17 protein-coding genes and 1 riboswitch are annotated in these 21,289 nt (G+C 49.5%); of the genes, 4 read left to right on the forward strand and 13 right to left on the reverse strand.

Features of this window, described 5'->3' with window-relative positions; all coding sequences use genetic code 11:
• Window positions 1-543 precede the first annotated feature (543 nt).
• The gene (locus tag JWG39_RS11050) at window positions 544-1,212 is read right to left on the reverse strand and encodes a nitroreductase (RefSeq protein WP_205219463.1); all 669 of its coding nucleotides are present in this window, start codon (window positions 1,210-1,212) and stop codon (window positions 544-546) included.
• 254 nt (window positions 1,213-1,466) lie between these two features.
• Between JWG39_RS11050 and JWG39_RS11055 the strand changes: the two genes are divergently transcribed.
• Complete coding sequence (locus JWG39_RS11055; protein WP_205219464.1) at window positions 1,467-1,919, forward strand: hypothetical protein; 453 nt, start codon at window positions 1,467-1,469, stop codon at window positions 1,917-1,919.
• A gap of 31 nt (window positions 1,920-1,950) precedes the next feature.
• Here the strand turns inward: JWG39_RS11055 and JWG39_RS11060 are convergent, their stop codons facing one another.
• From JWG39_RS11060 to JWG39_RS11080, 5 genes are all read right to left on the reverse strand, one after another.
• Window positions 1,951-2,763 carry an energy-coupling factor ABC transporter ATP-binding protein gene (locus tag JWG39_RS11060; RefSeq protein WP_205219465.1) on the reverse strand — a complete coding sequence of 271 codons (813 nt, stop codon included), beginning with the start codon at window positions 2,761-2,763 and terminating at the stop codon, window positions 1,951-1,953.
• Window positions 2,760-3,569, reverse strand: a complete 810-nt coding sequence (locus tag JWG39_RS11065) for an energy-coupling factor transporter transmembrane component T family protein (RefSeq protein WP_205219466.1) — start codon at window positions 3,567-3,569, stop codon at window positions 2,760-2,762. The genes JWG39_RS11060 and JWG39_RS11065 overlap by 4 nt, the downstream gene beginning before the upstream one ends.
• A 1-nt stretch (window position 3,570) precedes the next feature.
• Window positions 3,571-4,623 (reverse strand): energy-coupling factor ABC transporter permease, encoded by a 1,053-nt coding sequence (locus JWG39_RS11070; RefSeq protein WP_205219467.1) that lies wholly within the window; start codon window positions 4,621-4,623, stop codon window positions 3,571-3,573.
• 452 nt (window positions 4,624-5,075) lie between these two features.
• Complete coding sequence (locus JWG39_RS11075) at window positions 5,076-5,735, reverse strand: peroxiredoxin (protein ID WP_205219468.1); 660 nt, start codon at window positions 5,733-5,735, stop codon at window positions 5,076-5,078.
• A 473-nt stretch (window positions 5,736-6,208) separates the two neighbouring features.
• Complete coding sequence (locus JWG39_RS11080; protein ID WP_205219469.1) at window positions 6,209-8,374, reverse strand: dihydrolipoyl dehydrogenase family protein; 2,166 nt, start codon at window positions 8,372-8,374, stop codon at window positions 6,209-6,211.
• A gap of 444 nt (window positions 8,375-8,818) precedes the next feature.
• Here JWG39_RS11080 and JWG39_RS11085 point away from each other — a divergent pair, with 444 nt between their 5' ends.
• Window positions 8,819-9,916, forward strand: coding sequence for an NADH:flavin oxidoreductase (locus JWG39_RS11085; protein WP_205219470.1), 1,098 nt, complete (start codon window positions 8,819-8,821; stop codon window positions 9,914-9,916).
• 512 nt (window positions 9,917-10,428) lie between these two features.
• On the opposite strand, the gene JWG39_RS11090 is transcribed toward JWG39_RS11085, so the two are convergent.
• The gene (locus tag JWG39_RS11090; protein WP_205219471.1) at window positions 10,429-11,958 is read right to left on the reverse strand and encodes a glutamate synthase-related protein; all 1,530 of its coding nucleotides are present in this window, start codon (window positions 11,956-11,958) and stop codon (window positions 10,429-10,431) included.
• Between the two features lie 235 nt (window positions 11,959-12,193).
• On the opposite strand from JWG39_RS11090, the gene JWG39_RS11095 reads away from it, so the two are divergent.
• Both JWG39_RS11095 and JWG39_RS11100 read left to right on the forward strand, forming a co-directional pair.
• On the forward strand, window positions 12,194-13,177 hold the full coding sequence (locus JWG39_RS11095) for an ornithine cyclodeaminase family protein (RefSeq protein ID WP_205219472.1): 984 nt from the start codon (window positions 12,194-12,196) through the stop codon (window positions 13,175-13,177).
• 446 nt (window positions 13,178-13,623) lie between these two features.
• On the forward strand, window positions 13,624-13,944 hold the full coding sequence (locus tag JWG39_RS11100; RefSeq protein WP_205219473.1) for a cupin domain-containing protein: 321 nt from the start codon (window positions 13,624-13,626) through the stop codon (window positions 13,942-13,944).
• A 139-nt stretch (window positions 13,945-14,083) separates the two neighbouring features.
• Here the strand turns inward: JWG39_RS11100 and JWG39_RS11105 are convergent, their stop codons facing one another.
• From JWG39_RS11105 to JWG39_RS11130, 6 genes are all read right to left on the reverse strand, one after another.
• Window positions 14,084-14,260, reverse strand: a complete 177-nt coding sequence (locus JWG39_RS11105; RefSeq protein WP_205219474.1) for a hypothetical protein — start codon at window positions 14,258-14,260, stop codon at window positions 14,084-14,086.
• Window positions 14,261-14,482: 222 nt separating this feature from the next.
• Window positions 14,483-14,950 (reverse strand): hydrogenase maturation protease, encoded by a 468-nt coding sequence (locus JWG39_RS11110; RefSeq protein ID WP_205219475.1) that lies wholly within the window; start codon window positions 14,948-14,950, stop codon window positions 14,483-14,485.
• Window positions 14,951-14,954: 4 nt separating this feature from the next.
• On the reverse strand, window positions 14,955-16,250 hold the full coding sequence (locus tag JWG39_RS11115) for a Ni/Fe hydrogenase subunit alpha (protein ID WP_205219476.1): 1,296 nt from the start codon (window positions 16,248-16,250) through the stop codon (window positions 14,955-14,957).
• Entirely contained in the window at window positions 16,247-16,996 is a 750-nt protein-coding gene (locus JWG39_RS11120; protein ID WP_205219477.1) for an NADH-quinone oxidoreductase subunit B family protein, read from the reverse strand. Before JWG39_RS11120 ends, JWG39_RS11115 begins: the two co-directional genes overlap by 4 nt.
• Window positions 16,996-18,900, reverse strand: a complete 1,905-nt coding sequence (locus tag JWG39_RS11125) for a 4Fe-4S dicluster domain-containing protein (RefSeq protein WP_205219478.1) — start codon at window positions 18,898-18,900, stop codon at window positions 16,996-16,998. The genes JWG39_RS11120 and JWG39_RS11125 overlap by 1 nt, the downstream gene beginning before the upstream one ends.
• A gap of 961 nt (window positions 18,901-19,861) precedes the next feature.
• Window positions 19,862-21,067, reverse strand: coding sequence for an MFS transporter (locus JWG39_RS11130; protein ID WP_205219479.1), 1,206 nt, complete (start codon window positions 21,065-21,067; stop codon window positions 19,862-19,864).
• Window positions 21,068-21,070: 3 nt separating this feature from the next.
• Window positions 21,071-21,267: riboswitch (cobalamin riboswitch) on the forward strand.
• Window positions 21,268-21,289 lie beyond the last annotated feature (22 nt).

Genomic DNA, 21,289 nt, shown 5'->3' on the forward strand with positions numbered 1-21,289 from the left:
GTAATTTGTCAAAAAATATAATTGGGAGACAGCTTGTCATACCTTCTAAAATGATACATCTGCACGTAAGGAAATTACATTGAACACTTTTAATTCTATATTATTGGAATCCACAATTTGTAAATTCCAATTTTTATCACAGATAATGTGATCATAAAACCAGGATTGATTTTATAGACATGTATTGTGGAGGTGGAAGATGTATTTGCAGAAACCACCAATTTTGGCGTCTTTACAAATACCTTTTGTTGTCCCCTTTCTCTGTTTTTCCCGCTTTAAATTTTAAAAATCTTTGTTCTTAAATGGGTACCTTGAATAATCTTGGATTTCGTTCATATTCGAGGCACAGGAAGAAATTTACCGCAGGTATATGATTGATATCTCGACGTCTCGTTCCTCGCTTTGTCGGAGGATAAATTTTTTACTGTAACGAAGAAGATGGGCGAAAGACTGATTATTCAAGGTAGCCAAATGTTTTTTCTTTTGTATAATTTTAATATTGCAGGCAGTGAGACGCCCAATTTGGGCGTCTCCAGCACTCCATTATTCAAAAAACCGCGTAAATTCTTCCACCTCAAGGCGACTGGTACGGTAGTTGTTCCCTTTTGCGCCGGGATCTTCATAGCCCATGGCCATACCGCCTACCACCAGCATCTCTTCTCCGTAACCCAGTTTCTCCCGAACCAGCTCGGGAAACTGCGCCAGCGCGGCCTGCGGGCAGGTGGCGAGGCCTTCGTCCAGAGCCGCCAGCATGATTGACTGCCAGAACATGCCATAGTCGAGAAAAGAGCCGGTCTGCATAATTCGGTCGAGAAAGAAAAAGAGGATAACCGGCGCGTTGAAAGCCCGATAGTTGATCTTCCATTGCTGGAAACGAGCTTCTTTATCGTTGCGCTCAATGCCGAGTTCCCGGTAGAGCTGGGAGCCGGTTTCCACCCGACGACGCTTGTACTCTCCCTTCCACTGTACCGGGTAATACTGATAATCCATCTTGCCCTCACCACAAATTTTCAGGAAGGCATCTTCCATGGCATTGGCCATTTCAACACGTTTCTTTCCCTGTACCACCGCGACCTTCCACGGCTGGGCGTTGGTTCCCGAAGGAGCGTGGCGGGCGGCATCAAGCACCGCGACAATTTTCTCTTTTGGCACATCTGTATCAAGAAAAGCGCGCACAGATTTGCGTGCGAGCAGAGCCTGTTTAACGTCCATAGCTGTTCTCCGGTGTAATGTTGAGCGGGTGGTAATCGAAGGTTTTCTCGGGATATTCTGAGAAAAATGAAATGATTCAAGGTATTATTAGTGGCCCCGGAGCAGTATTTTCACCGGAACATATTTTCCATACCACACAGGCTGTGGTGTGGCAAGGGGGGCAGACAGGAGCCGCTGGAATTTTCCAGTACTTCGAGGTTTTCTGATGGCCCCGGGAGAAGATAACTGATATCTCAACGTGAAAGGAGCTCTCCATGAAGAAAAAGACTGTCATCCTTACGATTTTGTTCATCACTGCGGCATTCACCTTTGCCGGAGGCGTTTCTGCCAACACCTGGCACTCTTCCCACGACAGGAATGGGCACGCCAACCGTTCTTCTGTAAACAGAACATACGGCTGGAATATTCCCGCCGATAGAGCCAGGGGCAACTCTCAGTGCCATCGCTTTACTTTGAAAGTATCTGGAGGACAGGGTTTTGCCCGCCTCCACTCCATGCCGGACAGTAAACACAACACCCTGCAAAGTGGCAGGGGGACGACAAAAGGTTACGTCTGCTTTCCAGGCCACGGGAAGCTTATTCTCGGCAAGGATAACCCCAATGTACGGGTAAAGCTTGGTATTGCCGATTATGGCACGTGGATCTTTGATCCGGGCGATAGAGGAAACCTGCACAATGGCTGGTATCGTGCCTCGTGGGACATTTGACAGGAGAGATGAGGCCTGACCTGAAGAGTGTCTATTTCTCCGCAGTGTGGTGATGGTGTGCAATTTCGTGGTGATGGCCCTCCACAACTTTCAGTTGCGGTCCCTCCGGAGGTAATTCCTGCATACGCAGGGGAGGCAGCAGCCCGCACTGTTCCAGCAATTCCTTATTTTTGAAGACAGTCATCGGCGGGGCAACGGCTGCGACTTTTCCCTCATGGAGAACCACTACCCGATGACAGAGATCGAGCACCAGATCCAGATCGTGGCTGGCAATGAGCTGGCTGTGAGTAAAGCCCCTGAGCTGTTCGATTATCCGTCTGCGGGCTATTGGATCGAGGGCATTGGCCGGTTCGTCAAGCACCAGCATGGAGGGGCTGGAGGCTAGTACCGTGGCGATGGCGGCCGCCCGCTTCTGGCCGCCGGAAAGATGGTAGGGCGGACGGTCGGCGAGGTGAGCGATGCCTGTACGCTTGAGAGTTTCCAGTACCAGCGGGGTCAGCTCCGGCTCCTCAACACCAAGGTTGGCGGGACCAAAGGCGACATCTTCAAAAACGGTGGGCATGAAGAGCTGGTCGTCGGCATCCTGAAAGACAAATCCGAGAGTGCGGCGCACTTCGGCAATAGTGGACGGGGTTATCTTAAGGCCACCGAGATCTATGGAACCGCTCTGTGTCACGAGAAAACCCGCAAGCAGCTGGAGGAGGGTTGATTTTCCCGCTCCGTTGGCGCCAATCAGGCCGATACGCTCGCCGTGGTACATCTCAAAACTCACTTCCGAGAGGGCTTTGGTGCCATCTGGATAGGTGAAACTGACGGAATTAAAATGGAGATAGTGGTGACTCATTGTGGTTGTCCTGTGAGCATTGCTCCGAGCAGCAGTGGCAGATTGAAGCGGCAGAGCAGGGCAAAACCCGCCCAGCCCGCAAGCCAGACGGTGTCGCGCAGTCGCCAGTGCAGCGGTGCACCGGCAGGGACCTCTCCGTTGAAACCGCGGGCAAGCATGGCGTTATGGATACGGCTGGCGCGGGCAAGAGAACGCAGAAAGAGATTCTGCAGCAGCTGCGCCGCCAGCTTCAGCGGCATCCGTCCCCTGCGGGAACCGGAGCGCAATCGCCAGGCACGTTCCATGCGCTGAAATTCTTCGCCGATGACGAAGAAGTAGCGAAAGAGCATCTGCAGCTGGGTAATAAAAAGGGCGGGGACCTTCAGTCCGGCGAGCCCACGACTGAGATTAAGAAGTCCAACCGAGGCGATGAGCAGGAGGGCCGTGGCGGCACTGATCAGGGCGCGCAGAGTGATGGAGGCGAGGGTAAACCATCCTGTGGAGATTTCTGCGCCACCGGGCAGTGTGACCGTTCCCTGCTCCAGCCAGGGATTAAGCAGCCCGATCATCAGGGCGAAAGGGAGCACCGGCAGGATTCGTTTCACCAGCCATATTGGCGGGATGTTGGCCAGTACCAGCAGGGTAAGGGGAAAAGCGGTCAGCGGCAGCAGGACCATAACCTCGCCTTTCCCCGCTCCGGTCATGGCGATCACTGTGCACAGTGCAGAGAGGATGATGGTGCGGGGATCAAGGCAGCTGATCAGGCCTGCGGCAGCAAAGCTGTCGAAGCTTCGCCAACCTTCAATGGTAGAGGAAAGACGGCTCATTTTACCTCTTGGAGAACGGTACCGCGCTTCTTCTCTGCCGCGTTTTCAACAGCATGGCAAGAAGCAGTACGAGAGTAAGGGTAAGGGCGGAGCCAATGAGTCCTGCGGCTGAGGTTCGCCAGGCGATGACAGAACCTGCTGTCGCTGAATCCGCACTTTTTGGAGTCCCCAGCTGATAATCCGGCAACAGGGATGTGCTCCGCTGCAGCTCAGCACTCTTCTGGTGCAGCAGATCTGCTGCGGGCTGCTGTCCGACATCCTTTGTGCTCTCTACCCGTGCTACTGACCATTCCAGCCCATCGGGATTGCTTGAGGCAAACCATGAAAGCATTCCCGCGAGCAGTGCTGCGGCGATGGCGAAGGCAGCAACGGTGCGCCAGCTGCCGATTCGCCTGTTCTTCTGGTCGAGGAACAGTTCTCCACTTTCACTGGAAAAGGCAAAAAGGACGACTGAGGCAGTAATCAGTCCTTCACCAACGCCGATGAGAACGTGAATCGGTACAATTACCATCAGAAACTTGAAAAAAGGCAGGGTTGTGATTCCGCTGAAGACTGTTTCCACGGTGATGGTAAAGGCCCCGGCTGTCATGGCGATGATGCCGGTGATGAGGGAGACGGTTACTATCCGCCGCCGTGAAGAGTCGCGGGATACCAGCGGCCGCCAGAGAAAAGGATAGACGAGGAAGCAGGGGATGAAGCCCATATTAAACAGATTGGCCCCATAGGCGAGCAGTCCGCCGTCGGCAAAGAGCAGGGCCTGCACCAGCAGTACTGAGGCTATGACGATAAAGCCAGCCGCTGGCCCGAGCAGAACGGCAAGGAGCAGGGCGCCGGCAATGTGACCGCTGGAACCGGTGCCGGGAATGGTGAAGTTAATCATCTGAGCGGCGAAAACAAAAGCGCCGAGCACCCCCATCAGTGGGATCTGTGACAGCTTTTCTCCTGAACGGATTTCCCGGCTGCAGCGGTGGCAGGAGAGAGCCAGTGCTCCTCCGGCGATGGCAAGCATGGAAAGGCCAACCTCCGGGGATATCAGTGCGTCGGACATGTGCATGGCAGGGTTCCTCTTTTGTTCCTGGATGTAAAGTTATTGGGCCTGAAAAAGTGATACGGCATGAGTGCCTCCGGTGTTTTTTATCCCGGTGGCGTATATTTGCCCGACATACTGCAACTGCATTTTCCACCATTCAAGGTACTGCGTTAAAAAGAGTGCAGGATCCCCGCAGGGAGAGAGACAGGCAGAAACTGACAGACAGAGACCGCAAAAAAGGGAGGCTACATTGTAAGGGAACCTTGAATAATCGCCACCTCCTTCGCTGCAGTCAAGAATGTATCCTCGGAGGTAAACGCCAGACTCCGATATCAGGTGTATATCTGTGACAAATTTCTTTCTGTGCCTTAGATATGAACGAATGCAGGCTGTTTCAAGGTCCCCTTGAGCGTTTTAGACGCAAAAGGCCCTGCGCGAACGCAGGGCCTTTTGTTGTTTACACGTTTTGGCCAGGATTATTTTTCCAGGGGCTTATGGCAGAACCACCAGTCAAAACATTCAAATGTATCTGATTTTTGGAGGCGTTTTTCTGCATCTGCCTGGTTCGTTGCCGGTGGTATGATGATTCTGTCACCTATCAAATCATTATTGGGCCAGTCTGCAGCAAGAGCTCCCTGCTGGTCAGATACTTGTAACGCTTTGACCGCACGGACAATTTCATCCATATTTCTACCCACCTCTTGTGGGTAATACATGATCAGGCGAACCTTGCTCTCTGGATCAACGATGAATACCGCCCGTACTGTGTTGGTACCTTTACCCGGATGCAGCATGCCGAGTTTCAGAGCAACTGCATCATTGGCGGCAACAATCGGAAATTTGATTTCGATACCAAGCGCATCCTTGATCCACTGTATCCACTTAATATGAGAAAATACCTGATCAATGGACATGCCGATCAATTTGCAGTCAAGTTCCTCAAATTTCTCATATCGTTTTTGAAACGCTACAAATTCCGTTGTGCAAACTGGGGTGAAGTCTGCCGGATGACTGAACAGCACAAACCATTTGCCCTTCAGATCACCAGGAATATTCATGGGACCGTGCGTGGTCTGAACGTGTAACTCAGGAAAAGTATCTCCGAGCAAGGGCATGTTCACTTTCGTTTCTTCCATGATATATTTCTCCTATGCATATCCCGCCATGTTTGATTTTCGATATCCCAGATGGCGGTTAATCCGGGATGTCTGACATTGAGTCAGGCTGTTAAGTCTCCGGGGAAATACCTCCAGGCTCTCTGCTCAAACCTCACTGTCATTTCTATCAAACACAATGTCATTCCTTATGCATTTGTCAATACGGGTATATGCACATTCAGCGTTATTTCTTTTTATAGATTTTCCCGATATTAAAAGTCGTTTTCAATAGGGTTTCTTGAATAATTAATTTCTTTTAATTCTTTTTTACAAAGAAATATACGTAAAGTTATATGGTTATAAAAATCATATTGAGATTGATATAAAATATAAATTTATGGGTACCTTGAATAATCAGTTTTTCGCGTTATTCTCGGGAAAAAAATGCCTTACCCTTTTTTTTTCCATAAATACAAAGTGGAAATGGCATAAAAGCAGAGTCGAAACTGTCGTCAGGAAAGATCTTCGGAATGTACCTGCTTGCGGCGCCACGTGTGGAAGCGCTCAACGAAAGCGAGCATTTTTTGCGGTGCGTGGTCGCGTTTCCAGTTGCCGGCAACGTTTTTATTCGCTTCGGCCATAGTAGGGTAAATATGAATGGTACCCAGTAACGTGTTCAGGCCCAGGCCGTGTTTCATGGCCAGGACGAATTCAGCCAGCAGTTCACCCGCATTTGCCCCCACGATAGTGGCACCTAAGATTTTATCTTTACCTGGTGCAGTAAGCACTTTAACAAAACCACGGGCGTGATCGTCCGCCAGAGCACGGTCCAGCCCGCCGATGTCGTAACGGGTTACTTCTACTGCGATACCCCGCTTCCTGGCAGAGGTCTCATTTAAACCAACCGTGGCTATTTCAGGATCTGTAAAGGTTGCCCAGGGAATAACCCTGTAATCAACCTTAAAGGTTTTAAACGGTCCGAATAAGGCATTTACCGCAGCATACCAGGCCTGATGACTTGCAGTATGTGTGAACTGATACGGGCCTGCCACATCACCGGCTGCCAGGATATTCGGATATTTGGTTTGCAAAAAATCATTGGTAATAACGGTCCGGCCAGTCTCAATACCCAGTTTTTCTAAACCAAAACCGGTCAGGTTGGCCTGACGGCCTACTGCCACTAAAATCTTATCGAAGGGAATTCGTTCTTCTTTCCCTTCAGACTCGACCAGTAATACATTGCCTTCGCTGGTACTTTCCACTGCCATGGCGATGGTATTCAGACGAAGATCAATCCCGTCTTTTTCCAGTTGAATCTGCAAGTATTCAGCCGCATCTGGATCTTCTTTCTTGAGTATCTGATTTCCGCGCTGAATTTGCGTAACGTGTGTGCCCAGGCGGCCAAATGCCTGAGACAGTTCGCAGCCGACAGGGCCGCCCCCCAGAACGATCATGCGCCTGGGCTGCTCGCGGATTTCCCACAGATTGTCTGCGGTTAAATAATCAATGTCTTTCAAGCCAGGAATATCCGGCACAAATGCACGGGCACCGGTAGCAATAACAATATTGCGTGTGGTGAGTGACTGTACGCCATCTTTGGTCTGAATATCGACCTGCCAGGGTGACACTATGGTCGCACTGCCGAGAACAACCTTAACACCGAGTGATTCATAGCGCTCAACCGAATCATGAGGTTCGATAGCTTTAATGACCTTATGAACTTTATTCATAACGGTTTCAAAATCTATTGTTGGTACCCCATAGCTCACTCCTGCATTTTGCGATGTATGATAAATATGCGCCAGTTTACTGGCGTGCAGTAAACTTTTAGATGGTACACAGCCTGTATTCAAACAGTCACCGCCCATTTTGTGACGCTCAACCAGGGTTACTGATGATTTAACTGCTGCCGCAATATAGGCTGTTACCAGGCCGGCAGAACCTGCACCGATAACGACAAGGTTGCGGTCAAATTTTTTTGGTTTTTCCCAGCCTTTGTACACACGGTGCTGTTGCAAAGCGTTCAAAATAAATTTGGCGGCAATGGGAAAAATACCCAGTAACACAAGGGATAAAATCAAGCTGCCTGAGAGGATGTCAGACAAGTGTTTTATTTCAACCAGCTGCGTTCCGGCATTCACATACACTGCTGTGCCGATTAACATTCCCAGTTGACTGACCCAGTAGTAGGTCCAGGTTTTAATGCCTGTCACGCCCATAACCAGGTTAATGATAAAAAAGGGGAAGAGGGGAACAAGGCGCAGGCTGAGTAAATAGAAGGCGCCATCTTTTTCGATGCCTTTATCGACAGCTTCAAGTTTTTCCGAAAAGGTCTTCTTAATCCGGTCACGAAACAGGAAGCGCGAAGCGAGAAAGGCCAGTGTTGCACCGATACTTGAGGCAAAAGAGGCCAGCAGCAGGCCCCATCCGAAACCAAACAAGGCTCCTGCCCCCAGAGTTAAAATCACTGCACCTGGCACACTGAGGGCGGCGGCGACGATATAAATGCCCAGATAGCCGATAAATGCGATGAGCCAGTTTGCGTTTATATATTCAGTGAGTGCCTGTTGATTGTTCTTTAAACTCTCAAGAGTCAGATATTGGTGTAAGTTAAACACAAAAAAGAGGGCAATGAGCGCTGCAATGATGACGACTAATATCGTACGTTTGCTCTTCATCTGGAGTGTATCCCTTGAAATTGGAGATTCAGGTTAACTGAACATCTCTGGGACGTTCAGGAAAAACCAGGGTTAAGCTAAAACAGAGTCCTCAAAAACGGTGTGCAGCAGTATGTCCTGTACGCGCAGGAGGAGTTACCTCAACAGGCTTCTAAACAGGTATAAACTAAATTGGTCGATAATGGTACCTTGAAGGATCTCGTATTTTGTTCATATTTGAGGGGCAGGAGGAAAATTACCGCAGGTATATGATACTACCCGTGTTGTTGGCGTTACGGTTACCCAGGCTGCGGGTTTGCTCAAATATTGAGGCATCTGCGAGAGGGTTTTGTGTCGATGGAGGCGCATCTGTTTGACTCGTGCAGCTTGATGAAAGGACTGGACGTGAATATTCTTGCAGTCTGAGGCAGGAACGAATCAAAAAATTCAACAGGAAAGAAATCCATGCAACTCTTTGAAGAAACCAAAATCGGGAACATGATACTGAGAAATCGATTCATCCGCGCCTCTCTGTGGATGAAAGGTGCGAAAGAGGGCCATATCACTCCGGCACTGCAGCAGACCTATAACGATCTTGCCGTGGGCGGCGTTGGCCTTATTCTCAGCGGTTATATGTATATCAGCCCGGACGAAAGACCCAACGTGGGGATGGTCGCGATCTGCGACGACAGTTTTGTTCCGGAACTGCAGGCCTTTGTTGATGAGATTCATCAGCACGGCGGAAAAATCGCGGCGCAGATCTGCTACGGCGGCTCACAGTCGGACCATCCGGATGCGGCGCAGATGAAGATGATCGGCCCCTCTGCGGTGAAAAACCGTGTCTCTGGAATTACCCCGAAGGAGGCGACAACAGAGGATCTCGCAGCCATCAGGACACTGTTCGTCGATGCTGCAGTGCGGGCGAAGAAGGCGGGTTTCGACGGTGTGCAGCTCCACGCCGCCCACGGCTATTTTCTCAGCATGTTCCTTACGCCGTATTACAATCGCCGCACCGATGAATACAACGGTACCATTCACGACCGCGCGCGGATTATCTATGAGGTGGTGGAGGAGGTTCGCAAAGCGGTGGGGCCCGATTTTCCGGTGATGATTAAGATTAACCATGACGATTTTATGGATGAGGGCGAAGGGCTGGTGTTTGAAGACGCCCTTGAGGTGATGAAACACCTCGATACCATGGGGCTGGATCTTATTGAGGTAAGTGGCTCCAACGAAAGCTCCGGTAAGGGAATGGGTCCGGCACGGACAGAGATTATCCGTGAAGATGAGCAGAGCTATTTCCGCGAAGCCACCGAAAAAATTGCCGCTGCGATAAAAACTCCGGTGTCACTGATGGGAGGTAACCGCAGCATCAGGGTGATGAATAAAATCCTCAATTCGAGTGAGATTCGCTTCTTCTCAGTGGCCCGGCCGCTGCTCAGTGAGCCGGACCTGATCAATCGCTGGGGGATGGATATGGGGTATCGTCCAAAGTGTGTTTCCTGCAATCGCTGCGGAAAAACAACTCCCAACAGCTGCATTCTGAACCGTATGACGATGTAGGCGGATTCCTCGTAGAGACAGGATTCATATCATTTACATTTTGTATTAGCGAATTCAAAGGCAGGGGGATGGGAGACGGGAGAAAGGAGACGGGAGAAAGGGAAAAGCAAAAGACGGAACAGCGAAAAACTTTTTGCCAAAGGAAAGCTCTAAACATGCGAACAAAGGCAAAAAATATTTTAAAATTAAAGGGTATCTTGAAACAGCTTGTATTTCGTTCATATTCGAGGCACAGGAGAAAATTTACCGGATCTATATGTTTGGGATCTCGACGTCTCGTTCCTCGCTTTGTTGGAGGATAAATTTTTGAATGTAACGAAGAAGATGGGCGAAAGACTGAGTATTCAAGGGACCCTAAACAGAAAATTGCTGTTGTTCTATCTTTACTCTGTGTTCTTTGGTTAATACAAAATGTAAATGGTATAAAAGGCGGAACCTTAAAAAGATTTTTTTGGGTTTTCCGCTTTCCGCCTTTTGCTTTTTCCCGTCTCCTGTCTCCTGTCTCCCCTTTTTTATCCTTCCCCTTGCAGGAGTTCCCCTTGCAGGAGAGATCTCGCCTCGGCCGTCAGGGGAATAAGGTCTGTTCTGTTGACAAGAGAGATGTCAAACTTGCGGTTCAGTGCGGCAAAGTGCTTCAGGCCGAAACCTATCTTGTTGAGATAGGAGAAGACGCCGATGGCACCGGTGGAAAAATCATTTGCCTTTGTCCCATACAGAGCCCGCAGATCAGCAAGGTCGGCAAAAATTTCTTCCACGGTCTTACCGTATTTTTTGTACATGGGCGGAATATCTCCTGCTTTAATCTGTTCTCCTATCGTCTTCCCGGTCATGGCTGCGGCCATTGAGGCACGGCAGAGGCCAATACCCAGAACGTGGCCCTCACCGAAAGCCAGTCCCTTGTACACCTGATCTTCACTGGCAAAACCACCGGTCATAACAATTGCGGGCGGTGTCATGCCTTCTTCCTTCAGGCGGGAACACAGCCTTACGACAACATCTTCCAGGCAGACCGTGGGCAGGGACCACTCATTCATCATCTTCGAGGGACTGTACCCTGAGCCACCACCGGCTCCGTCAAAAGTTATCATGTCCACCTTTTCCGTACAGGCAATGCGCAGAACCCGCTCAATATCGACGGGATCAAAACCAGCCATCTTGAAATAGATGTTTCTGGCTCCCATATTTCGCAGGTCTTCAATGTGTCTGCTTAACGTTTCTTCTGTCCAGAATGGCAGACGGCCACAGGTGTAAAAATTGGGGCAGACGTTCTCGCGATACGCCTTCTGTACATCTGGATCTGTCGGGTCCGGATGAACGAGCTCACCCCGTGCTTTTTTGTCTAACGCGGTTTCAAGATCTTTCACCCGTTTTACAGGCTGAATTCCCTTGGCGGCCTGGCCAAACTTTATCTCAATCGCCTCCGCCCCATATTTTTCAATGGCGATCCTCGGGACTCCAGCGAGGTCGTCATCAATATTGCACTGCAGCACAATCTGTCCATATCCGCGGTGGTAGCGGCGGAAGCAGTCAAGGGCCTGCCCGAGAAGCGGAAATTCTGTTATCTGTCCCTTTTCCATCTGCAGAGCGCCATCGTTGTTTCTCGCATCCTCACCAATCACACAGGTTACTCCCGCCATGGCTGCCCCGGCAAAGTAGTCCCTCCAGTTCAGCTTGATCAGTGCGGGAAGGATAAAAGGCAGTGCCATTCTAACCGGATGAAGTATGCCATAGCTGCATTCGAGATTCACGTTGAAAACCGTACACTCTTCACTGTTTGCCGGCGCTTTCTGCGCTCCGAAGACTCTGCCGTTTATATTGAAGTGCGAATAATCAACTGGATAATCTTTCTCTGAGGCAATCTGATTGTTTCCCGTGGTCATGGGATAAACTGTCTGCGCACCTGATACCGCCGCCTGAGCAATTTCACAGGTTCCCGCACACTCATCCGTGCAGAAGGAGCACATCCCGGATTGAGGGGAAATGAAGGAACTTTTGTTTCTGGCAAAGGTAAATCCGGAGCTGAGTTTCGGCGACCAGGTCATGGAGCTGTCTCCTGTTGATTTGAGGGTGTTGTGATCCTGTTACAAAGATACGTTAGAAATAAATTCGTATTTGGAGGGGGCTTTTAGCCTGTAAAAAAGTGGAAATTTGCCGACAAGCCTCTGCTTGATGGTAGAATACAATATTTTTGGTATGATCTGATTATATATTTTTTAAACAAATGCTTATGCGTCTGGCATTACAACTTCCAAACTCCAACCTCAAGTAATTAAATCCATGCTGTTACTCAACCGAAGTGAACTGCAACAAATACTGACTGAAGAGAGTGTTATCAAAGCTGTTGAATGTGGTTTTCGAGCCCACCAAAAGGGAGAGACGACCTCTCCGTTACGGATGCACGTTGACCTGAAAGAGACGTCCGGAATTTACCTGCTGATGCCTTCCTATCACAATTCCGGATCCGCTTTCGGAAGTAAAATTCTCTCTCTTTACGCTGCCAATCCAAAGAAAAATAAACCCACCATCAGTTCAATGTATCTCCTGTGCGATGGCGAAGACGGCAGTTTTCAGGCGATAATGGACGGTGGCTGCATCACGGGAATGCGTACCGCCGCAGCATCAGCTGTGGCCAGCAAATATCTTGCACGATCTGACGCAAAGGTTCAGGGAATTATTGGTACCGGCACCCAGGCAATGTTCCAGGCAGCGGCAATTGCAACGGTCTGTCCCTGTGAACGCCTCGTCGTCTACAATATCCACAGGGATAAGGCTGTACAGTTTGCCGAAAAAGCTGCATTGCGCCTGGGGATACCGGTAGACGTTGCTGCCTCAGCCAGAGAAGTCGGACAGCAGGCCGATATCATCACTACCGTGACCTCTTCCACCACGCCCGTTCTTGACTTGAGTGACGTGCGGCCGGGCTGTCATATCAACGCCGTCGGTGCCTTCAAACCGAGAATGCAGGAAATTGGTGCTGACCTGATAACGGCAGCCCGGGTTGTTGTCGATTCCCTCGAAGCCTGCCTCGCGGAGAGTGGTGACCTGCTTGTTCCTGTTAATAACGGCAGTTACAGTGCCGAGAAAATTCATGGTGAACTCGGTGATCTTCTTCTTGGCAATATTTCAGGGCGGGTCAGTGACGATGATATTACCCTGTTTGAATCGGTGGGGCTCTCCTTTGAGGATCTGGTTACGGCTCAACTTGCCTGTACCCGCGCCCGTGAAAGGAATCTTGGCAGCGAAATCGACCTTACCCTGTAAAATTTTATCCTCTACTTCTCCTTCCGCTGCAAAAATGTGCGGCTGCTGCCATAATGAAAAAGAGTGAGCTGCGCTGTGGCTAATGCCAATCTCCTTTTCAAGAATCGGCATAAGGGGTGAGACAATCACCCGGACGGTGAAGCTAAGAAAAAATATCGACGAGAGAAGGAGCAGGGTGGGCAGTGCACTGCGGAAACTGCCACCGAACTGCAGTTGAGAATCAGTTGATTCAGCCATTATTTGTTTCCATATTCAGGCTCAGAAGATTATTCTGGGAAAAAGGGGAGACGGGAGACGGGAGACAGGAGACAGGAGACAGGGAAAAGCAAAAGACGGAAAGACAACGACTGAATGGCCAACGAAACACGCGAAATTTTCTCATATAAAATGCCCTTTCTCGTCTGTTTCGTGTATTTCACTGGCAAAAAATCTTGTGAGGAAAAAATATGAAGGTCGTAAATTTAGATACAACAAATGAATTCACACCGGGAGCGATGAAACGTTTCTTTCTGGTAGAAGATTCCGAGAATTTCAAGATCATCAACTTCAACCTGGATGAAGGAGTAACTTTTCCTGTACATTCACATGACCTTGATGGGGAGTTGTCTATTCTGGTGCTTGAAGGTGATGGTTTTTTCCTGGGAGAGGGAGATGCCCGAATCCCGGCGGTAAAAGGAGACATCCTTATCTCACAGATCAGAGAGCCTCATGGCGTACAGGCAAATACGAAAATGAGGATTCTGGTCACTATCGCACCTCCGATTTAAGCTGGATTAATACGCAATGAGTAATAATTCGTGTTTACAAACTACAAAAGCAACCACGAATGGACACGAATTTTCACTAATATCATTTACATTTTGTATTAACCAGATAGCGCAACTGCGTGGACATCTTTTTTTGTGATTACGAATGGATAAACAGGATGTAAAATTGATCACAATGGTGATAACGATGGCATTCATTATCAGTGGTGAAAAATTGGTACAACAGTGATTCCGGCGATGATGTAGAGACAAGGCATGCCTTGTCTACACGGTGACGGTAAACGTAACGATAACGGTGGAATGATTTGTAACGCATGGAATAAACTGGTAACAATTCCCTGTTTAATTTTAAAATTCTTTTTTAAAGTTTTTTGCCTTTATTCGCATGTTTAGAGCTTTCCTTTGGCAAAAAGTTTTTCGCTGTTCCGTTTTTTGCTTTTTCCTGTCTCCCATCCCCCTGCCTTTAATTTCGCCAATAGAAAGTGAAAATGGCATTGAGTAAGGTCATAACTTAATAGGAATGGTATAATGTTACGTATCATTCAGTTGCAGATTTCAAAAGTTTCCAAACTGCTTTTTCGTATACGGGAATTTGCGATTCCAGTATCTTTGACAGTTTGGATTGCCAGGCAATGGTTTCCGGTTGAATGGCCATGATATGGAGGTGCTCCGGCAGTTCCTCCATGACTTTTGAAATTTCGATGGTCTTGATCAGATCCCATTCATGAACGGAAAATCCACTGAACTGCTTTACGGAAACCAGCTCTTCCGGCGAAAAAATACGAAACTCACCCGGCTTGCCCCCGAAATCACCGGCATCCACGATGATCGCCGTATACAGTTTGGCCAATTCGTGAACGAGGGTCATCCCACCGGTCCCGCCATCAATGAAACAAACCGTATCGCTAAAAAGAGGGAAAGCGTTCAGTCTGTGAATCAGCACAGGGCCGATGCCATCATCCCCCATCTGCGGGTTCCCGACGCCGATGACACCGATTTTTTTCATAGTTTTACGTGAATTCCACGTTGAGATAGTGCGTTGAACAGGAAATGCAGGGATCATAGGCCCGCACCAGCATCTCAAGGGTCAGCTCGATCTCCTTTTGGGGCCGATTCATAATGGTTGGCACCAGAGCCTCCATATCCTTTTGAATATTGGCGTTATTCTGATTGGTGGGAATAATACAGCTGGCCTGGCTGCAATTCCCCTGCTCGTCAATGGTATAGTCGTGAAACAGAATTCCACGAGGCACCTCCAGCGCACCAATACCCCGACCGGGACGGATTTTGACTTCAGGCTGTTCCTCCTCCAGTCCCCGTGCCAGGAGTTCATCGATGATGGCGATGGAGTCCTCCATGGAATCGGCAATTTCAACCAGTTGGGCGATGGTATTCATGAAGGGGTTGTAATTGGGGGAAGTGAGATCAAAGCGTGCGGCGATTTCTTTTGCCAGAGAACCCAGTTGAGTGGCATTGATGTTAAATCTGGCCAGCGCCCCCACCATATAGGATTCACGGTTGTGGCGGGTAAATTTGGCCGTGGAATGGGGAAGAAGATATTCATTGGTGAGGGACAGGTACTCACTCAGCGGATGAATTCCGGTATCCGTGGATGCCACCGAGCCCTCATACAGGGCATAGAGGTTCTCAGCCGTCAACGCAATGTACTCGGTTTCCCGCGAAAAATCAGGCAGATGATGGACTTCCGCCTGGATGCTTTCTGCAGCATTCCGCAGGGTGTCGATGCCATTGAGAAGTTCTTCACGCAGGCTTTGCAGTTCCTTCAAGGTGGGCAGAAGCGTAAATCCCCCCACACAAAATCGCAGCGGATGGGTCGTGCGGCCGCAGATCAGATCAGACATGGAATTGGCCAGGCGGTGAATCCTGACGATATTGATCACGGCTTTGTGTTCATTTTTGAGCAGCGGTATGATGCTGTCCGCGCCAAACAGGTCCGGTGCTGCCAGATACCCGACGTGCAGAATATGGCTTTGCATGTTTTCTCCATGAAGAGCAAGACGCCTGAGCAGCACCGTTTGTTCGCTGATCTCAACGCCAAGGGCTGCTTCCGTAGCTTTCAGAGAGGCCAGAGAATGCCCGATGGAACAGATGCCACAGATTCGCGAGGTAATCGACTGGAGTTGATTAAAATGTTTGCCCCGCAATATGGCTTCAAAAAATCGCGGCGCTTCGAGAATATTCCATTGCAGCTTTTCGATCCGGCCAGCTTTGACATTCAGAACAATACTGCCATGGCCCTCCACCCGGGTGATATGATTAATATGGATATTGAGGTTGCGTTTCATTTTTCCCTCTTGATTTTACAGTTAAACATGTCGAAGCATTTCAGCCATTCATCCATGGGAATCTTATACTTGCGTAAGACGTCTTTAAACGCATCCATATTGGCATCTTCCAAAAATCCCCGGCAGCCGGCACAGCCCTTCCGATGGGTGGGGCAGATGGCGTTACACCCGGCCCGGGTGATGGGACCCAGACAAAACATGCCCAGTTCGAAAACGCATTGATTCTCTCTGAGTTTGCACTCTACGCAAACCGGATAACTGGGTAACCGGGGTTCCCTGCCCATAATTACAGCGGTAATGACTTTGGTGAACTCGGCCCGGTCAATGGGGCAGCCCGGCACGTAATAATCAACCTTTACGACTTCATCCACCGCCCTGGCCGGGAATATGTCAAACAGGGGATTGCCCTCAAGGTTTGCATCTCCATAGACCTCCCGCCTGACATTTTCCGAAGTCCACTGGTTTCGCAATTTGTTTACCCCGCCGATACAGGCGCAGGCCCCGAGGGCCACCACGGTTTTGGCCTTTTTCCTGATGATTTTGAGGCGCTCGACATCCATGGGCCGCATAATGGAACCATCAATAACAGCGATGTCATACAAATCAGAATGTTCCTTCATTCCTTCCCGAAAGGAAACCACATCCACGATTTTAATCAGATCAAGGAATTTTTCTTCCAGATTGAACAACTGGAGTTCACATCCCTCACAACTGGCAAAATCGAATACAGCAACTCTGGGTTTCATCAAAACGCCTCCGGCAAATCTTTGATATCAGCATAATTGAACACCGGCCCCTCAAGACAGACATACACACCGTTGATCTGGCAATGGCCGCATTTCCCCACCCCGCACTTCATTCTCCGCTCCAGGGATACAATGATGTTATCATCCGGCATGCCGCGGTCTTTCAGGTTTTTGATGACGAAACGATACATCACGGGTGGCCCCACAATGATGGCAGTCGTTTTCCCTGGATCGAAATCGATCAGCGGAATCAGATCCGTGATAACACCGATATTGCCGTCCCAGGACGCTCCAGCGGGACAATCATCGACGGTAAATTTCTGCACAATATCAGTGCGGGTTTTCCACACGTTCAAATCAGCGTTGAAAAGGATCGAATCCGGGTCCTTGCATCCATAAAGCAGAGAAACTTCGCCGAATTCGCTGCGATGGGCAAGCACATACTTGACAAGGGACCGCATGGGAGCCATGCCGCAACCGCCAGCGATGAACATGAGGTCTCTTTTCCGCAAACTCGCTGCATCAAAGCCGTTGCCAAAGGGTCCCCGTATGCCGATTTTATCGCCGACGGTTAATGATTGAAGGTGAGTGGTCACGTTGCCGACGCTGCGAACCAGCAGATCAAACGAATTTCTTCCCGGTTCTGGAGCGGATGCAACCGAAATCGGTGCCTCACCCATCCCGAAGATGGAAACTTCCACAAACTGGCCCGGTTGATGTCCCAGCGGTTTCCTGCTGTCCAGTTCAATTTCGTAGAAGGTATCGGTTTGGGTCATTTTTTCCCTGCGAATAATGGTCGCACTTTTGGGCAAAAAAATCGGCCCCTGCAAATGATGTGGCTTTTTATGGGGAATGGGCAGATCCAGTCTGGTTTCAACGGAAGAAGCGGCCAGCGTATTCATCACATTCAGGGGATCGGCGATATCACTCAGACACTGGGTCGCGCATCGTCCGCACCCCACACAGGCCACAAATCCAAAGCGCTGCGGGAGGTAAACACCCTTGCGGTAGAATCGATGGCGGTAGCGGTCGACCGGCGCCTGTCGGAAAATCTCACCGCTTCCGATCAGGGTGAAATCCCGGAGCAGACAACTGTCCCATGTTCTCACACGCGTTCCCTCTTTCATGTTTATGTCCATCACATCATCCACGTCATAACAGAAACAGGTGGGACAGACGAGGGTGCAGGTGCCGCATGAAAGGCATTTGCGGGCGTTTTTCTCCCAGAGGGGATGGGTGGAGTTGTTCAGCAAAAGCTCGGTCCATTGCCATTTATCGACCTTCAGCTTGTGCCTGTATCTTCCGGGAAGTTCGGCACGCAGCTGTGTTACCCGTTCAATCTCCGGCGTCAACGCTTCCCGGCATTCACCGAAGCTCTTGAGCAACTCCCTGCCTGCTGACGTGCCTTCGTCAATCACAACAATGTCTCCAAGATCGGTTACAAGAAGATCATATCCCGAAGTCACTACATGGTTTCCAAGGCTTCCTGCAAAGGAACGGCTGGCAATGGTGAGGATATCGGAAGCAATGATCAACGTATTTTTGCGGCGGGCCGCATAAATATCATCCACCGGCGGATTCTGATACACAGCATCCAACTGCTGAATGGCAATGACATCGTAGGGATGAACACCGATGAGAATCTGTGCTCTGTCCGGTTTGGAAGAGGAAACTTCAAAAGGCCTGGAAATATCAAATCGGATCAGTTCTTCATGGGTGGGAAGTAAAAATTTCTTGGGGGGAAGGAGGGTGACATCATGGTCCAGCCTGAGGTCATGAGCGTTTTCCAGGAGAGCAAAGTGAAACCGCTTTCCTTTAGACTGAACGCCGATAATATCCCGGGTATTATCTTGAATAAGGCTGTCTGTAAAGGAAAACCATTGGCCCCTGGTCATCGATTTCATAACGTACCGAATCCTTTGTTAAAAAGACGGATTGGCCGACTTCACGGGCAAATCCTCAGGAAGGTATAACGGGTACCTTGAAACAGTTTATATTCGAAGCACCCTGAAGAAAGTTGATCAGCTCCCGAATGTGTATAATAAAATTTGAATATACAATATAATTTCATCAAAAACAAATCAGGGCAGTTCGATTAAATCAATACCTTTTTAATCCCAGCCGATATCTTTCATGTTTAGAAAAGAAAAATACAGATGCTCGCTGGATTAATACCATTCCGATTAAGTTGTGACCTCACTAAATGCCATTTTTACTTTCTATTGGCAAATTTAAAAGGTAGGGGGATGGGAAGCAGGAGAAAGGAGACGGGAGACAGGGAAAAGCAAAAAACGGAACAGCGAAAAACTTTTTGCCAAAGGAAAGCTCTAAACATACGAATAAACACGAATTATTACTGAAAGATGAGGTTTATCAGATTGTGGGCTGTGCCATGGAGGTGCTGAACACGCCGGGCCATGGATTACTGGAAAAACCATAAGAGAATGCCCTTGTGGTTGAATTCGGTCTGTTGTCTGCTTTGAGGTAATTGATATATAAGAGCGTAAAACGCTCAACCCCGACTTTCGGATGACTACCAAAGTTGATTAATAATTCTGGTGCACTGTACGGCTTAACTTCGGAGATAAACGTTTTCGTTTAATGCGTTGTCCCTGTTCGTGAAAATTCGTGTCTATTCGTGGTTACAAACTGCAAAAGGAACCACGCATGGACACGGATAAACACGAATTATTACTGATTCGTAATCGCCAAAAAAAATGTTCACGCAGTCACGTTATAGGGCCAATACAAAGTGTAACTGGTATAAGGCCAACCACCCTGATAAAAGATCGCTAAAGACGTGTATATTTAGACTTCAGGGTGCTCTTCAATGCCCGCCGGGTTAATAACCACTCTTTTGCTTCTCTATTGCTCCTCCTGCTGCAAAAATGTGCGGCTGCTGCCAGCGAGCAGCGCCGCCATGATTGCCAGCACTCCTGCGACTGCAAATCCCGTCTTCAGGCCAGCGTGATCCCCCACCAAACCGATCAGGACGGGGATGCAGCCAGCTCCCATGAGGAAACCAATCGGAGCCCCGATTGACAGACCCATGCCGCGGAATTTCCCCTCGCCAAGTCGTGCGTAGCAGGCAAAGCAGGATGGAAAAAAGATGACAGCGATCAGCGGCTGTACGAAGATAAACGTCAGCAGCACTCCTCCTGAGCAGATTCCGATGGGGACGGTCAGCACCCCTGCCAGCAGCAGTACCCCCGCCATCACCCGGCCATTTCCGAAGCGGTCCCCGAGCCAGCCCCCGACCAGAGGCATAATGATGGAGCCGATGCGTGAAAACGACACGATGGAGTTGGCATGTTCAACACTCATCCCATGCTCGTTTACCAGCAGCAGCGGCAGCATGGAGTAGATACCCATGGTTGAACCGACCGCAAAGGAAAGCATGACAGTGATACGCCAGAAGAGGGGATTGGTGAAGAAATAACGCACCACCTGCAGGCTGACCGGCGGCTGTTTACGTTTTGCGTTACATCCGCGTTTGAGATAGACAAGGTTCCACAAAATAAGCAGCACTCCCAGTGCCTGGAGGCCGTGACGCCATCCCATGAGAATACCGAGCAGACTGGCAATGAGCGGGGCAAGGACAAAGCCGAAGTTTGGAGCCAGCTCGTGAATGGACATTCCCCGGGTGAGCCAGGCTGCCGGACTGATTTCTGCAATGGTCACCATTGCCGTCGGAAAGTAAAGACCGGATGCCAGACCGGTGAAAAGACCGGCGGCGAAGAAAGCTGACAGGCTGTGGCAGAGGGAGAAGAGAAACAGACCCAGCCCCGTCAGCAGTCCGGAAAGGACAATTGTCCGTCGATTGCCGATTCTTGAGCTGAGGTTTGGGGCAAAGAGGATGGAGACGACATAGCCAAACATGATGATAAAAAAGAGTGAACCTTCCGCGCTGTGGCTGATGCTGATCTCCTTTTCAATAATCGGCATCAGGGGTGAGATGATCACCCGGGCGGTAAAGGTAAGGAAAAATATCGACGCGAGAAAGAGCAGGGATGGCAGTACACTGCGGAAACTGCCACCGAACTGCAAATGAGAATCAGTTGATTCAACCATTATTTGTCTCCATATTTTTATGCCGTTTTGAGGCGCAAATTTTTTACTCTTCAGGGAAAACGGTGAAATTCAGGAACGGACTGCTGCAGTAACCGGGAACGGATGCTGCAGGATATCACTGGCAGGAATCGGCAGGTCGGGAGGGCGCAGCGGGAGGATGATCGGGAAGTCAGAATGCCTGGTTTGAAAATGAGAATGGAACCCTTCGTGGAAATGCTACTC

Origin of the sequence: Desulforhopalus vacuolatus (assembly GCF_016918505.1) — a bacterium.
In the GTDB taxonomy this organism is placed as follows: Bacteria; Desulfobacterota; Desulfobulbia; order Desulfobulbales; family Desulfocapsaceae; genus Desulforhopalus; species Desulforhopalus vacuolatus.

Excerpts from the sequence above, each read along its gene's own strand:
- JWG39_RS11065 (WP_205219466.1), bottom strand. The coding sequence starts at position 3,569 with ATGAGCCGTCTTTCCTCTACCATTGAAGGTTGGCGAAGCTTCGACAGC.
- JWG39_RS11075 (WP_205219468.1), bottom strand. The coding sequence starts at position 5,735 with ATGGAAGAAACGAAAGTGAACATGCCCTTGCTCGGAGATACTTTTCCT.
- JWG39_RS11055 (WP_205219464.1), top strand. The coding sequence starts at position 1,467 with ATGAAGAAAAAGACTGTCATCCTTACGATTTTGTTCATCACTGCGGCA.
- JWG39_RS11095 (WP_205219472.1), top strand. The coding sequence starts at position 12,194 with ATGCTGTTACTCAACCGAAGTGAACTGCAACAAATACTGACTGAAGAG.
- JWG39_RS11085 (WP_205219470.1), top strand. The coding sequence starts at position 8,819 with ATGCAACTCTTTGAAGAAACCAAAATCGGGAACATGATACTGAGAAAT.
- JWG39_RS11120 (WP_205219477.1), bottom strand. The coding sequence starts at position 16,996 with ATGAAACCCAGAGTTGCTGTATTCGATTTTGCCAGTTGTGAGGGATGT.
- JWG39_RS11070 (WP_205219467.1), bottom strand. The coding sequence starts at position 4,623 with ATGCACATGTCCGACGCACTGATATCCCCGGAGGTTGGCCTTTCCATG.
- JWG39_RS11050 (WP_205219463.1), bottom strand. The coding sequence starts at position 1,212 with ATGGACGTTAAACAGGCTCTGCTCGCACGCAAATCTGTGCGCGCTTTT.
- JWG39_RS11060 (WP_205219465.1), bottom strand. The coding sequence starts at position 2,763 with ATGAGTCACCACTATCTCCATTTTAATTCCGTCAGTTTCACCTATCCA.
- JWG39_RS11080 (WP_205219469.1), bottom strand. The coding sequence starts at position 8,374 with ATGAAGAGCAAACGTACGATATTAGTCGTCATCATTGCAGCGCTCATT.
- JWG39_RS11110 (WP_205219475.1), bottom strand. The coding sequence starts at position 14,950 with ATGAAAAAAATCGGTGTCATCGGCGTCGGGAACCCGCAGATGGGGGAT.
- JWG39_RS11090 (WP_205219471.1), bottom strand. The coding sequence starts at position 11,958 with ATGACCTGGTCGCCGAAACTCAGCTCCGGATTTACCTTTGCCAGAAAC.
- JWG39_RS11125 (WP_205219478.1), bottom strand. The coding sequence starts at position 18,900 with ATGAAATCGATGACCAGGGGCCAATGGTTTTCCTTTACAGACAGCCTT.
- JWG39_RS11130 (WP_205219479.1), bottom strand. The coding sequence starts at position 21,067 with ATGGTTGAATCAACTGATTCTCATTTGCAGTTCGGTGGCAGTTTCCGC.
- JWG39_RS11115 (WP_205219476.1), bottom strand. The coding sequence starts at position 16,250 with ATGAAACGCAACCTCAATATCCATATTAATCATATCACCCGGGTGGAG.
- JWG39_RS11105 (WP_205219474.1), bottom strand. The coding sequence starts at position 14,260 with ATGCGTTACAAATCATTCCACCGTTATCGTTACGTTTACCGTCACCGT.
- JWG39_RS11100 (WP_205219473.1), top strand. The coding sequence starts at position 13,624 with ATGAAGGTCGTAAATTTAGATACAACAAATGAATTCACACCGGGAGCG.